General features: G+C 34.7%; 13 protein-coding genes, 1 pseudogene, 1 riboswitch and 1 other annotated feature (1 of these 16 running past the window's edge). Of the genes and pseudogenes, 4 read left to right on the top strand and 10 right to left on the bottom strand.

Going from position 1 to position 14,251, the window contains the following annotated elements; translation table 11 throughout:
* Positions 1–529: 529 nt before the first annotated feature.
* Positions 530–994: a hypothetical protein gene (locus ACXVYO_RS25190; RefSeq protein WP_458468851.1), complete on the top strand. Its 465-nt coding sequence runs from the start codon at positions 530–532 to the stop codon at positions 992–994.
* A 19-nt stretch (positions 995–1,013) separates the two neighbouring features.
* Here ACXVYO_RS25190 and ACXVYO_RS25185 read toward each other — a convergent pair whose 3' ends face one another.
* The 4 genes from ACXVYO_RS25185 to ACXVYO_RS25170 all read right to left on the bottom strand — a co-directional run bounded on the left by ACXVYO_RS25185 (position 1,014) and on the right by ACXVYO_RS25170 (position 5,604).
* Positions 1,014–1,292 carry a hypothetical protein gene (locus ACXVYO_RS25185; RefSeq protein ID WP_458468850.1) on the bottom strand — a complete coding sequence of 93 codons (279 nt, stop codon included), beginning with the start codon at positions 1,290–1,292 and terminating at the stop codon, positions 1,014–1,016.
* A gap of 28 nt (positions 1,293–1,320) precedes the next feature.
* Positions 1,321–2,583, bottom strand: a complete 1,263-nt coding sequence (locus ACXVYO_RS25180; RefSeq protein WP_458468848.1) for an MFS transporter — start codon at positions 2,581–2,583, stop codon at positions 1,321–1,323.
* Between the two features lie 144 nt (positions 2,584–2,727).
* On the bottom strand, positions 2,728–4,107 hold the full coding sequence (locus ACXVYO_RS25175) for an S-layer homology domain-containing protein (protein WP_458468846.1): 1,380 nt from the start codon (positions 4,105–4,107) through the stop codon (positions 2,728–2,730).
* Positions 4,108–4,362: 255 nt separating this feature from the next.
* Positions 4,363–5,604: an N-acetylmuramoyl-L-alanine amidase gene (locus tag ACXVYO_RS25170; RefSeq protein WP_458468844.1), complete on the bottom strand. Its 1,242-nt coding sequence runs from the start codon at positions 5,602–5,604 to the stop codon at positions 4,363–4,365.
* Between the two features lie 168 nt (positions 5,605–5,772).
* Here ACXVYO_RS25170 and ACXVYO_RS25165 point away from each other — a divergent pair, with 168 nt between their 5' ends.
* Positions 5,773–6,258, top strand: coding sequence for an NUDIX domain-containing protein (locus ACXVYO_RS25165; RefSeq protein ID WP_458468842.1), 486 nt, complete (start codon positions 5,773–5,775; stop codon positions 6,256–6,258).
* A gap of 28 nt (positions 6,259–6,286) precedes the next feature.
* Here the strand turns inward: ACXVYO_RS25165 and ACXVYO_RS25160 are convergent, their stop codons facing one another.
* Genes ACXVYO_RS25160 through ACXVYO_RS25150 form a run of 3 tightly spaced genes read right to left on the bottom strand, consistent with a single transcriptional unit; the run spans position 6,287 to position 9,441 of the window.
* Complete coding sequence (locus ACXVYO_RS25160; RefSeq protein WP_458468840.1) at positions 6,287–7,912, bottom strand: YndJ family protein; 1,626 nt, start codon at positions 7,910–7,912, stop codon at positions 6,287–6,289.
* Between the two features lie 5 nt (positions 7,913–7,917).
* Positions 7,918–8,529: a DUF4166 domain-containing protein gene (locus tag ACXVYO_RS25155; protein WP_458468839.1), complete on the bottom strand. Its 612-nt coding sequence runs from the start codon at positions 8,527–8,529 to the stop codon at positions 7,918–7,920.
* A gap of 3 nt (positions 8,530–8,532) precedes the next feature.
* Positions 8,533–9,441 (bottom strand): DoxX-like family protein, encoded by a 909-nt coding sequence (locus ACXVYO_RS25150; RefSeq protein WP_458468837.1) that lies wholly within the window; start codon positions 9,439–9,441, stop codon positions 8,533–8,535.
* A gap of 191 nt (positions 9,442–9,632) precedes the next feature.
* Positions 9,633–9,819: riboswitch (Lysine riboswitch) on the top strand.
* 199 nt (positions 9,820–10,018) lie between these two features.
* Between ACXVYO_RS25150 and ACXVYO_RS25145 the strand changes: the two genes are divergently transcribed.
* Positions 10,019–11,248, top strand: coding sequence for an aspartate kinase (locus ACXVYO_RS25145; RefSeq protein ID WP_458468835.1), 1,230 nt, complete (start codon positions 10,019–10,021; stop codon positions 11,246–11,248).
* Positions 11,249–11,593: 345 nt separating this feature from the next.
* The gene (locus ACXVYO_RS25140) at positions 11,594–12,049 is read left to right on the top strand and encodes a VOC family protein (protein ID WP_458468834.1); all 456 of its coding nucleotides are present in this window, start codon (positions 11,594–11,596) and stop codon (positions 12,047–12,049) included.
* Between the two features lie 221 nt (positions 12,050–12,270).
* Here the strand turns inward: ACXVYO_RS25140 and ACXVYO_RS25135 are convergent.
* From ACXVYO_RS25135 to asnA, 3 genes and pseudogenes are all read right to left on the bottom strand, one after another.
* A pseudogene (locus ACXVYO_RS25135) lies at positions 12,271–12,582 on the bottom strand (helix-turn-helix domain-containing protein); the annotation flags it as partial.
* A gap of 128 nt (positions 12,583–12,710) precedes the next feature.
* The gene (locus tag ACXVYO_RS25130) at positions 12,711–12,824 is read right to left on the bottom strand and encodes a helix-turn-helix transcriptional regulator (RefSeq protein WP_458468832.1); all 114 of its coding nucleotides are present in this window, start codon (positions 12,822–12,824) and stop codon (positions 12,711–12,713) included.
* Between the two features lie 136 nt (positions 12,825–12,960).
* Complete coding sequence (gene asnA / locus ACXVYO_RS25125; RefSeq protein WP_061676615.1) at positions 12,961–13,944, bottom strand: aspartate--ammonia ligase; 984 nt, start codon at positions 13,942–13,944, stop codon at positions 12,961–12,963.
* Between the two features lie 71 nt (positions 13,945–14,015).
* Positions 14,016–14,251, bottom strand: a binding site (T-box leader) (it continues 23 nt past the right edge of the window).

The following is a 14,251-nucleotide window of genomic DNA, read 5'->3' as shown; positions in this document are numbered from 1 at the left end:
ATATTGAATATACTATTTAACGTTCTAATGAGGGCATTCTGCTCTCAAACATTTTGATGTCACTCATTTTATTTTCTCCTTATATTCGCAGGGCTAAGGAGTGATTGTCCGTGTACTTAAAAACAAATGAACGCGATTAGTATCACATAACATTGCGATACTAACCATATCAAGCTCGTTACATATCCCTTCAACCAATACTTTGAAACACCCTTCTATAATCATTTATTTCGGAAAAATTAAACAAAAAACCTGAAGAAACTACCTATACTTTGGATACTTAAATTACCACGGACCTTACGATTTTTAGTAGCATTCCGGATCCAGCTTCCCTTTCATTCTATGCCTAAAGGCAATCGGCTTTCTTGTTGGGAAAAAGCTGTACTAACACTAAGTATAAGCGTAACAACTAAGATAATAACTCCTAATCCGATATTCACAAAACAAACTCTTACATTATATGGTATACCCTTTCACAAAAAGAAAATAATAATAAATAAATCCGTTACAGAATGGGAGCTCTCTAAAAATGAAACGAAAAATATTTTCTCTCTTTGCACTAATCTGTTTAGCACTACCAATACAAGCTAGTGCATACACATTTCAATCACTACCAATTGAATCAAAGTCTAAACAGTGGTATATCGAAATTGATAAATCCCATAACGCAAACAAGCAAGCAGTGCAGCCAAAACAAGGTGTATACGATACATATCGCTTACTCGTAAAAAACATCGGCAATGATGTGTCAAACGTAGCTGTAGAAATAGTTGATAACACCCCTACCTCTAAAGCTACTTTTAATCCTACTTTGCTAAATAGCAACGTTTCAAAAAATCAGACGAGCTTTGACTACATTGTATTCCCTTTAGATTTTAACAGCCACAATTTCAAAGTCGTCATCACTTGGGAAGAAAAGAATTTCTCTTACAACGGTCATCCGGTAAATGAAGGGAAACAAATGAAACAATCATTTGTATTTAATGAAGAATAAGCCCTAATTTGATTAGGGCTTACTCTTCATTTACAAAACCAGATTGAATTGCTTCTGTCACTTCTTTTGTGATATCCAGTTTTGTTGCATCGGTGCTAATTTTCTTATGCCAAATATATACGGAAGGCTTTTCGTTACAAAAATGTTTTATTAATACTAGTTGGTTATATGCTAGCTTATTTTCTCTATGGGTAGCAATATAGACTGTGAAATTTTTTGCTTCAAAGATCTTTTCCTGCAAAGTGTATTGGCTGTCCAATTCCTTTACGACTATATCGTTCAAGTTTTTTATCATCATATAAGTCGTTTCCCCCTCCCTTATATCATCAATCAAATCTTCGAATACTCGGTACACATAATGCTACTCCAATTGTTACAAGTACTAAAATAGCTAATGTTATAATCGTTATCTCGCCACCTATGACAGTAGCTAGCCATCCTACAACCACATAACCTAGTGGCAATAAAGCAAATGAACCTAACATATCAAGGCTTGCCACTCTTCCAAATGCTTCTTCTGGCACAAGCTCTTGTAAACTTGTTTCCCAAATGAGTCCAAATATCATCATACCGAAACCTTCAATTGCCATTAATCCAATTAAAACAGGTGCCCAAGTAATAAACGGCATTATCAAAAGCGCACAACCACTTATTAAAACACCACCATAGGCAAGTAATCCCCGCTTAGGCCACCGCTCCTTCCCACCAAAAATAAGTGCGGCAATTACAGCTCCAACACCAGAAGATGCCATTCCTAATCCATACACGTATGCTTCAAAATGATGATGAACATTAAATAACCATGGAATTAATACGACGATAATGCCGGCATAACAAATGTTTACGAAAGAAAAAACTAAAATTGTAACCCACAGCCACGGATGACTTTTTAAAACGAAAACACCTTCCATAAACTCTTGTTTATAATCAATCTTTCTCTTTTCGATGGGTTTTACTTTTTTAAACTTTATTTCTCTTAAAAATATTAAACATAAAAATGATAGCAAATATGTTACTGCATCCAGTCCAAATCCTATTCCGGCAGATGCAACTGAAACAATCAATCCTCCAAGAGCCGGCCCAATTAGTCGTATACCTTGATTACTCATTTGCGTTAATGCATTAGCTGCATTTCGAATTTCCGGTACAAATACTTTCGCCCTTACAGCCGCATATGCTGGCTGAAATATCCCTTCCATAAGCCCATATAACGCTACGAGTACGTATAGAAGTGGAATTGTTAAAACGTCCATAAATATAAGCGTTGCAAGTAATAGCATTAATATGCAACGAAGTATATCTGTAAATAACATTAATTTCACTCGATCAATTCGATCTACTACTAATCCAGCAAACGGTAACGCAAGAATATTAGGAAGCATGTACATCGCCATAGTCATTCCCATTACAACTGTTGAACCAGTCAATGAATACACAACGACCGGCAAAATAACCATCGTTATCGAACTACCTAAAGTCGAAAGTAATTGCCCAATCCACAAAAATTTAAAATGTGGTGACGCTTTAACTGGCAATAACAATTTACCGACATAACTTACATGTTTCTCTGTTCGTATTTCTCCTTGCATACTGCTCTCCTCTTTTCAAATTAAGTTAACACCAAATATAAAACAGAAAATTCAATCTTTAACACTTTAAATTATATATGAAACTGTTAAATTATTGGTAAAAATATAAAAAAGGTGTTTTCATAAATGAAAACACCTTTTTTTCTATAATTTTAAGTTCTTCTTCAATGTCCAATACTTTTCTTGAGCATTTTCAAATGAAAATTCTACCCAGCCGTTTGGATCTTCACGATATACATTTACTTTCTTACCATTTTCTAATTTCCCAACTTCATTTTGTGTAACATTTGGTACACTCTTAATTGGATTGTTAAACGGGAATGGAACTTGGTAGTAAGATCCTACCGATTGAACTGTAGCTTTTGCATCTTTTGCATAATCTTTATATGGAATCGCTTCGCCTAGTGCATTTACATTTAATGTATTAGGATTTTTCGCTAATCGTTTTACATTTTGATAATCTTTGTTATTGAAAGGCTTAATACGTTCCATAATATTAGCTATTTTTCCAGCCCATGCTTTATCTGTTGCATACTTAACATTCATATCAGGTAATGTGTAACCATTGAAATGAGGAGCGCCTTCTTCTAAGTAGTTCTTTCTTACATAATCAGCATTATACGAAATACTTTGCCCGTACGATGGTAAATATTTTGCATATGCAAATGGATCCCAATCAAATGCCTTTAGTCCAAATAGATTATGTTTACGATATGCAATTTCTGATTTCCCGTAACCAGATTCTAAGATTGCATGTGCAGCTAAGTATAATGCGCTCACACCATACTCATTTTGTGCTTGAATAAAATCTTTACCCGTTCCAATAAGCGGACTGTCAGGATGCCATTCTTTAATAAAATTATCAATCTGTTGTGCCGTTATATTAGATGGTAACGTTACATCTAGATTGATATACGATGCCATAGCGTTATATAAAAATTGTGCATATTCCTCACGCGTTAAAACACTATTTGGATTAAATGCACCTGCTCCATTACCTGCAGTCACGCCGTTAGACTCTAATGCACTAATCGCTTCACTTGCCCAATGATCTTTCGGAACATCATTAAATGTATGATCGGCTTTTACTTTTAGTTTAAAAGCTTTCTGTAAAATTACCGCCATTTCAGCACGAGTTAAAGATTCTTTCGGTCTAAATGTTCCTTTACCATCACCTACGAAAATCCCCATATCTGTTAAAGTTAAAATTTCTTTTTGGAACATTGTTATTCCTTCGCTAATATCAGAGTATGGATTTTTATAATCGCTTTTTGCTTCTGGTTTTAATGCACGATATATTAATGCGGCTACTTGCTCACGATTTACAACATCCCCAAAGCCAAACTTACCATTATCATATCCTGCAATAATTTCTTTTGACGTTAAATTAGTAATTGCTTTATATGACCAATGATTTTTCGGTACGTCTGGAAATTCTTTTTCAGCTGCAAACGAAGTTGCTGGAGCCATCACTACTTGAAGTGCGACTGTCACTGCTAACACATTAGAAATAACTTTTTTCATATTTTTTTTAACACGTTATGTATATACTTGTCCCGTGTTAACTTGCCTCCCTTTATCGTATAATTTTCCCTATTAAACTAACAAACTCTTAATTAGTCAACAGTAAAAGTATACGTGATAAAAATAAACTAATCTACCATTATTTTATTCATAATTAGTATAATACGATATATCTTTTTATCCTGATATAAAATTACAAAAACTTACATAAAAAGCCCATCTCTATATAGACGATGGGCCTAGCAATCAACATTATTATTTTGTTAAACGAGATTTTGAAACATCAAAACCTTTCCACTCATAATAATCTAAAATACCCGCAAAAATTGCCTCAGCTGCTATTTGTCTTCCTGATTCTGAAGCTAACTTCTCATAATCCGCGCTGTTATCTAAAAACGCTAGCTCCGTTAATACTGCTGGCATCTCATTTTCTCTTAGTACATAAAAGTCTTCTGGTTTCACACCACGATCTCTTGTATCTAGAGCTTTAACTAATCGCTTTTGTATTTTATCAGCTAACATATAACTATCTTTTTCACGCTCAGTTAATTCTTTCTTTTCAGATCCTTTATAATAAAAAGTTTCTGTTCCATGTCCATCATGTTTTTGAGAAGCATTTGCATGGATACTTACAAAAATATCTCCATTATGTTCCTTCGCGAAATCCACACGATTTTTAAGGTCTTCTCCTTGTTTTTCACCAAGACGAATATCTGTTTCACGTGTTAACATCACACGGAATGGAGTTTGTTTCTCTATTAAACTTTGTAATCTTTTAGATGTATCTAATACAATATCACTTTCATGTAATCCTTGTGTCGCTTTCCCAGGATCTGTTCCTCCATGACCTGGATCAATAATAATCATCTGTTCTACTAAAGGGTTGCCTATTTTAAGAGAATCTGCCTTTTTAATAAATTGAGCTGCCTCTGCTTTAGTTAGAATTTTTTCAGGCTCCCATCTGTCACCAGTCCCAACAGAAATACCTAATTCAACTAGGATGTTAGCTTTTGCTTTACCCCAACTTTTTTCTAGATCACTGAATTTAGTTGCTGGAGTACCATTTACTTTAGAATCTAATTTGTAAGCTTCTACAATAAGAGAGGCCATTGAAACTCGGTCAATTTTCCCAGTTGGATCAAATACACCTGGTCCTTTCCCTTTAACAACACCAGCTTTTTCTACAGCTGCGATGAATGGAGTATACCACTCGTTTTGAGAATCACCGAAAGATGGTTTAGCATTTTTATCGATTGGTAAGTTTAAGATTTGAGCCATCATTGTAGCTGCTTCTGCACGAGTGATTTCTTTTTCAGGCTCGAACATTCCTTTATCGTTACCTTTAACTGCACCTTTATCTACTAAATAGTAAATAGAATCTTCTGCCCAATGTTTAGCTGGGACATCTGGAAATTTTTTTGTTTGTGCGAAACTACTAGATGAATAAGATAATATACTAGCTGCGATTACTCCTGCTGCGATTATTCTATTTTTCATAGAATATATTCCCCTCTCAAGTACAATGTATTTATGTAACAGACTAATTATAGTTCTGAAAATTAGTAATAGTCAATTGTAATTTGTATAATTTTGTATTATTATTGTATTTTTTGTCATATATAACTATAGTTAAAAACTATAAGGTTTTATAAGGGAGAGATTCATATGAGCAACAATTGGAAAGATATAGAACACCGTATTTACACGATGTGTATGATTCAGCGGAATAACGAAGTATTGCTAATACAGCGCCCCGATCATCTAGGCTTCCCTGGCTATATCGCTCCTGGCGGAAAAGTAGATTTCCCAGAAAGTATCGTTAAAGCTGCTACACGAGAAGTAAAAGAAGAAACTGGATTACTTGTCTCAAATTTAAATTTTAAGGGATTAGATGAATACGTAAATCCGAAAGAAAATGTTCGATATATGGTATTTAATTATTGGACAGACTCATTTGAAGGCGAACTTCTTATGAATCCTCCAGAGGGCGAATTATTATGGGTACCAATCGATACAGCATTAAATCTTCCTATGCAAGATTGGTTTAAAGAGAGATTCCCATTATTTTTTGAAAAAGGTACGTTTGAAATTCAACGCGTCTGGGACCGAGACTTAGATAAACAAGTTGCTATGACAATTACCCATACATAAAAAAGCTTGGAATCTCTCCAAGCTTTTCCTACTTCTCCTCTATTTTCTTAATCTCATAATCAATTTCTAAAAACTTAACTCCAAATATCCACATTCTATGATTAGCTTCTAATATGTGATCCGTTCTCTCTGTAATAATAAATGTCTCTGCTAACGGTAAACGTATTGTAAAGAAATGAGTATGTAAATAAATACCCTCATCTCCCTTACCATTTTCTCTTAGCTTACTAGTAATAATTAAATCATTACTCTTATTACATAATTTCAAAACCCCCGTCATATTTGAATATGGTAAAGGTAATGCAATATTCATATATGTCTCGTTCATATATGTATGCTTTGAGTAAAGAGCTACAAATATAGATTCTCCTGCTTCATTTTTTCTCAGCCAAGCCCTTACATTCTCTCTTCCATCCTTTGCATCTATTATCCCAATGATAGAGCCTTGCATCGTTTCCCACTTGCCGCCCATTCCTAAATGTACTTGACCTACACGCTTACTCATTTTCTCATAACAAAATGCAACCGGGCGGAACCAGCGAGTCCATTTAATATGCGATTGTAACTCATACTCTTTTGTATGTTCATAAAACCGAATAATACTTAAAGGAACCTTCGCCATGTTAAATGCCTCACTATGAAAATCATTCATATTATCAACTAAACCTTTGTATTCCTTGCTATCTATTAAATTTCTGTTATGTAAAAATGCTTCCCCAACTGTCGTATTTCCTCTTAACCTGCTCATTGATTTCCCGTAATATTTATAATTCGGAGCACTCTCTTCAATCATCCAACCGACAAATGCTGGTAACGCCACTCCAATTCCATTGACAACACCGTGAATCCAAACCATTTGAGCAATTGTAATCGTCATTACATGTTTCAAATTCCCATATGAATATATAAGTGAAAACATAATTGTTACCATGAGTGTACTAGACGATATGATCAGAAGAACCTTTGCACTGATAGCATTAAATTTCGTGCGCCAAACATACATCCCATAACCATAAATCGCACATAAATATAGGAACACTGCAAAAAATTCAAATACTCTTGAGTACGTAATTCCTATTGCAACTGTCATAGGTGAAATGATTATGATAAACATAATAGCATCATATATTTTACTTCTCTTTTCTCTTTTTCTCCCAATGAAACCAGCTGATAACGGCAATAGAAATGCCGAATAATGAAAGTGTGCAGCGGTAAGCAAAACAATTTCAGAACTAAAATGCATAATGGAAAGTTTTGCTACTGAAGCAAAAAACCAGAAACCACCTAAAAACAAATACATAAACGCACTATCAATAGCCACCTCTTCTAACGGTTTCCAGCCTCTTTCTAGTAATCTACTTACACCAAATAACGCAACAATTCCTGTATATACAAACCAAAGTAACGCAAAGAAATAGTGATTTGTTACGAAAGCTAGCGTTTCACTAATTGCTGCGATTGGATATAACAGCGATACCAGTTTATAAAAGAATACATATGATCCATTTCTTGTTTTCTTATCAATGATGTAAAATGACATCGGTATAAATAACAAAATAGATAATAAAATAATTGCTTCCACTGGGTTTACATTTGACCACTCACATATTAGAAAAATAATATAACAAGCAAGTCCAACTATTATATTTTTCATATCATTTATTTCCTCTCCACAAATGTTCCCTTATATGAAAATAATGAACCAATTAACGGATTTCGTACTTGTACATGAATTCGAAAGCATTGTAGTGTTTCATCATAACTTTCTACAATGTTGGCATCCCCGTATAAAAACGTAGGTAACGGAACTTTCCTTCCAAACATGTAAAACCATTGTTTCTTTGAAGAAATATGCATTGCCCCCACCTCATCAATATGAAAATGCAATGTAGAAATAAGTATATGCGGTTCACCAAAATAATCTACAATTTCATTATTCTCTTTATCCCTCTGCATAATAGCGTTAAAGTATCTTTTCTTATTATGAAAATAAAAAGTACGATTCCACCGCACAAGTTCATTTCCATGTTCATCTCGCTCAGCGGTATTATGGATTGTAAATGGCACTTCCTTCCCCCGCTCAGAGAAAAACATTCTAAACTTCGATGCAATTTTTAATATTAATTTTACGAAAATAGAACCTCCGTAAATTTCATCCATCTTTCCTTCTCCAGTAAAGCACTTTTCTTCCGTAATCTCATAGCGTTTCTGTAATTTCGGATGAAGTTTTTTATAAGAATCCCCTAATAGTCTTTCATACATATTAGCCATACATTATCCCTCTCTCTTCCTCTTACAATTTTTTGCACTTGGCAAATTCGTGCTGTTTATGTAACCGACAATTGATAACCCCATTAGTAGAACATTTAATGCAATTGGATTAAACGGCTCTGTAAAGCTTACGATATTCGTAAATCCTGCCGAAATCGTTAAGGCTATTAACATAAAGATATGTACGACAAATACTTTTCGTTTCGGAAATGGCAACAGCCATAGGACACCAAAAATAATTTCTAGTAATCCCATTATTTTAAGTACAAAAATACTATGTTCAGTTGAACCAATCATCACAGATAGCATTTTTAGTTCTTCTGAATGAGTAAACACTAGTTTCGGCACTATTCCTTGATACATCCATACAAATGCAAATAAAAAACATACGAGCCAGTATGTCATTGTTCTTCTAATTAGTAATCTAGGGTGCAACCCCTTCTCTAACCATAATTTTAAAGCATCAAAACTCCAAGCAGTCGCCCAGCCCAATAACGGCCGAAACATATAGATATCTATTACATTCCCTATACGACCAAATCTCGTATTATAATCATATTGTGTCTCAAAATGAATGTGTTCTTTACACGGTGTATACCTCCAATAACCACGCCCTATTTGAATAAGTGATAATTGATTATCTGTCCAAAATTTTAAAGAAGAAATCCGTTCACCCGTTTCTTTTCTTATTTCTCCTATCGATTCCCCTTCACCAGCTATTTCAAGTCCAAATCCGATTTTCGTTTTATATAAAAACTTCTGCGGTTCTCCTTCTTTTTTCTCTAAATATGAAATTTCAGTAAAGCGGGCATCCCACTCTGTATGTATGTTTGGCTCTTGCGTATATTCCCATAATTTCTCCATTGTCGTTTTCATTTCTGCCGAAACATAAATAGGCTTTTTCCCCTTCATTCTTCCACCTCCAATACACTATAAATTTAATGTACATGCTATGAATTTATTTTGCTACGCTTTTCACAAACTCCTCCAAGAAAAGAAAGAATTTTTAAAACTTATACAAAACACTTGATTCCCCGAAAAATTTAAATTATTATAAAACAAATGTTACCAACAACTTCATAAATCAAACACTCTCGCCTAAAACGTGAGATAGAGGTTGCAATACTTATGATTATTCTAATGGAGACACAGAGATGTCTATGAAATTAGATGAAAGGAAGTATTGCCGAAATCGATAATTTTCTCTGCATTTATCGATTGGGGCTGTTTTCGAATAGAAACAGAACTGTCATATGTACAGAAGTGTATGTATGAAGAGCTATCTACAAAAAAGAGATATCATTTTTATGATATTCCTTTTTTGGCGGTTTTTTTATTAGCTCCGTTTTCTGTTTCCCTTTTCCTGTAACAGCACCATCCTCACTTATTTGAGATGGTGTTTTTTGTTTTTCTCTGGTAACTACAGGAATATTGGGATTTATATATGTCCTAATCTATTCTTAAAAATGGATGAAAGAAGGAATTCGTAATGGAAACGATTGTACAAAAATTTGGTGGCACTTCTGTCGGAAGTGTTGAGCGTATTCAACATGTAGCAAATTTAATTATTGAAGAATATGAACGAGGACATAGTATCGTCTCTGTCGTTTCGGCAATGGGGAAAAATACAGATGAACTTGTCGCACTTGCTAACGCGATTTCAGAAAATCCGAGTAAACGCGAAATGGATATGCTTTTATCTACAGGAGAACAAGTAACGATTTCATTATTAACGATGGCACTACAAGCAAAAGGTTATAACGCGATTTCATTAACAGGATGGCAAGCTGGTATTACGACAGAATCTGTACATAGTAGTGCACGGATTACTGACATTCATACAGATCGAATTCAGTCTTATCTTACTGAAGGTACGATTGTTATTGTAGCTGGCTTCCAAGGAATTAGTGGAAAACATGAAATTACAACGCTTGGGCGCGGTGGTTCTGATACAACGGCTGTTGCATTAGCTGCTGCACTGAAAGCAAAAAAATGTGATATTTACACAGATGTGACCGGTGTATATACGACGGACCCACGAGTTGTAAAAGATGCTTATAAATTAGATGAAATTTCTTATGATGAAATGTTAGAACTAGCGAATCTTGGTGCTGGTGTATTACACCCACGTGCTGTTGAATTTGCTAAAAATCATAGTGTTATTTTAGAAGTTCGCTCAAGTATGGAACAAGAAAATGGAACAATTGTAAAAGGAGAATGTAACATGGAACAACAATCAATCGTTAAAGGTATTGCATTTGAAGATAATATTACACGCGTCACAATGAAAGGTTTGGAACAAGGTGCACTTTCAACAGTTTTCTCTACATTAGCAGCGGCACATATTAATGTAGATATCATTATTCAAAGTATTACAAATGAAGGAACTGTTCATCTCTCCTTCTCAATCCATTCTAATGATTTAAAAGAAACATTAGAGGTATTAGAGCAACATCAAGAAACATTACAATATGAATCAGTAGAATATGAAAATCATTTAGCAAAAATATCAATTGTAGGATTTGGTATGGTCTCTAATCCTGGTGTTGCTGCGAATATGTTCACTACTTTAAAAGAAGAAGATATCCATATTAAAATGGTAAGTACATCAGAAATTAAAGTATCAGTTGTTATTGACCGCCTTCATTTAGTAACAGGTGTCGAGGCACTGCATCAATCATTTATGGCGAAAATTGAGCCTTTCGTGCAGATGAGTTAATTTCTACTAGTAAAACTTAAAATAAATTATATGAATCTATTTCCTTCCTATATTAATAGAAATAGGATGGGAATATTTTGCGGGGAAGTCGAAGTTATATTATCGAATAGAAACTACATTATCAAATTCTTACAATAATAGCATTCACGAAATAAAGTTCATGCGTATATCAGTAGTAGAAGGTTTCCGAGGTTTTGTTCGTTAACAAAATGTTTATTCTATACCCGAAAACACCTTGTCACATTTTCCTACACTGTGACAAGGTGTTTTTTGTTTAGAAGGAACTTTAGTATAATTATGAGGAGAATTAAATAATAAATTTCTACGTATAAGGAGATAAAAACTATGGCAAACAACAAATTACTAAGAATGGACAATGTCAGCATCGTTGTAGAATCTCTTGATAACGCAATCTCTTTCTTCGAAGAGATTGGATTAAAACTCGAAGGGCGAGCTACTGTCGAAGGTGAATGGGCTGGGCGCGTAACCGGACTCGGTTCTCAGTGCGTAGAGATTGCTATGATGGTAACCCCAGATGGCCATAGCCGAATTGAACTTTCGCGCTTTCTCACACCACCTACTATTGCAGATCACCGGACAGCTCCTGTAAATGCCCTCGGTTATTTGCGCGTTATGTTCACCATTGAAGACATTGACGAAATGGTATCTAGACTTACTAAGAATCATGGTGCTCAGCTCGTTGGTGAAGTAGTTCAGTACGAGGACTCGTATCGACTCTGCTACATTCGTGGAACCGAAGGAATTTTAATCGGTTTAGCGGAAGAACTTGGTAACAAGTAAGTAATGTTTTACTGAAGTAAAAATATTTGAAAGAATTTTACGCTTAATAAAACTTAGATTTTGAACCCCGTCCTAACTTTAGAACGGGGTTATGCTTGTTTGAACTTTTTAACATACTATCAATACCTCAAAATTATTATAAAACAATTCAATTGCTTGTTATACTCTTTCCTAGGAAATATAACGGACTCTTATCACTTTTTATCATATATATCTTTTCTTTAAAAAAACGATCTGAACTCATTCAAAATAACTTTCTTCACGTCAGAGTAAAAAACCATCATGAATAGTGCTATTCCTAATAAGATTTCTTGCATTCCTTCATAATCAACGAAAGCACTCACAATTAGCAAACCAAACCCAATCTAAAAACCAAACTCATTCTCTTTCTCAAAATCCTCATCTTCATCAATATGTATTTTCTCTTTTAAATTTTGGTTCCCTTTTATTAAATCATCGAGCGTAACATTATACATTTCGCTCAATAAAATCAAATTTTCAATATCAGGGCAACTTTTATCATTTTCCCACTTACCCCGCTTTAACAGGCAGTAAATCTCATCAAAGCTTTTAAGCACAATCAAGGCAACCAGATGCGATTAACTGCCTATAAAAGCCCGATTGGTTCAACTAATAATCAGTAGGATAAATCACCCACTGATTAAAGTTTCACTTTATACACTGCTTGCCTCGTTATACCAATCTTTTTAGCAACATCTTCCTGCGAAAACCCATTTGACTCTCGTAGTCTTTTAAGTTGTTGTCCTAAGCTCATAACGTCCCCTCCTTTAACAAATTATGACATAATAGGAGATAAAAAAGAAAGAAACTATTGGTACAATCCACTGTAAACCATTCGTTTACACCATAAAAAAGAGAGAATAACTCTTTGAGTTATTCTCTCTCTTCTATTAAAACAGATGAATGTTTTCTTTCTTGCAAGCTTCACGTAAATCGTCAGGCCATACAGAAGATTGAACTTCACCGATATGTGCTTTTCGTAAGAAGTACATGCACATTCTTGATTGTCCAATACCACCGCCAATTGTTAATGGTAGTACGTCTTCTAAAATACCTTTATGGAAATCGTACTCACGTTTGAAATCTTCACCTGTTTTCGTTAATTGCTCATCAAGTGATTTGCTATCAACACGAATTCCCATTGATGATAATTCGAATGAAGATTGTAATACTGGGTGCCAAAATAAAATGTCACCGTTTAATTTCCAATCATCATAATCAGCTGCGCGCCCATCATGCTTTTCACCTGAACGAAGTGCATCACCAATTCCGATAATGAAGACTGCACCGTGTTCTTTTGCAATTGCGTGTTCACGATCTTTCGGTGTTAATTCTGGATATTTATCTTCTAGTTCTTGGGAAGTGATAAAAACAATTTCTTCTGGTAAATACTTTCCAAGGAACGGATACTTTTCAAATAAGTGATCTTCTAAATCTTTGAATATTCCATAAATTGTTTGTACTGTTTTTTGTAAGTAATCTACAGTACGCCATTCTTTTTGAACGATTTTTTCCCAATCCCATTGGTCAACGTAAATGGAATGTGTTGCATCAAGTTCTTCATCACGACGAATCGCGTTCATGTTTGTATATAAACCTTCACCAGCTTCATATCCATATTCATGTAATGCGAATCTTTTCCACTTCGCTAGTGAGTGAACAATTTCTAATTCTTCTCCTGAATGTAACATATCAAATTCAATTGGACGTTCTACACCGTTTAAGTGATCGTTTAATCCTGATTTTTTCGTTACGAATAATGGTGCAGATACACGGAATAGTTCAAGGCGTTTTGCTAATTGATCCTCAAAAAATGTTTTAACTTCCTTAATTGCGATTTGAGTCTCTCTTACTGTCATTAATGATTGATACATGGTGGTTTCCTCCTAAAATGTTTGGATGTTGTGAAAAGAAGCCAACAAAAAAAGCCCTTCTTTCCCAAAAAAACTGGGACGAAAGACTTTGGTTCCGCGGTACCACCCAAATTAGCAACAGAGGTTGCTCACTTATACAGTACGGAGATGAAATATCTCGATACTGTTCTTCTTGTAACGGCGAAGTTCCCGGCTAAATCTACTTTCCTGTAAAGGATTTCGGTTAGCAACTCCAGGAGGTTCTTCATAATAGGCTTCGTATCAGGCTCACACCACCCCTGACTCGCTTAGACTACATCCTACTACT

The organism is Bacillus sp. BC08, from assembly GCF_054326875.1.
The sequence above is the reverse complement of the archived record's forward strand: the minus strand, read 5'-3'. Positions and strand labels throughout refer to the sequence as shown.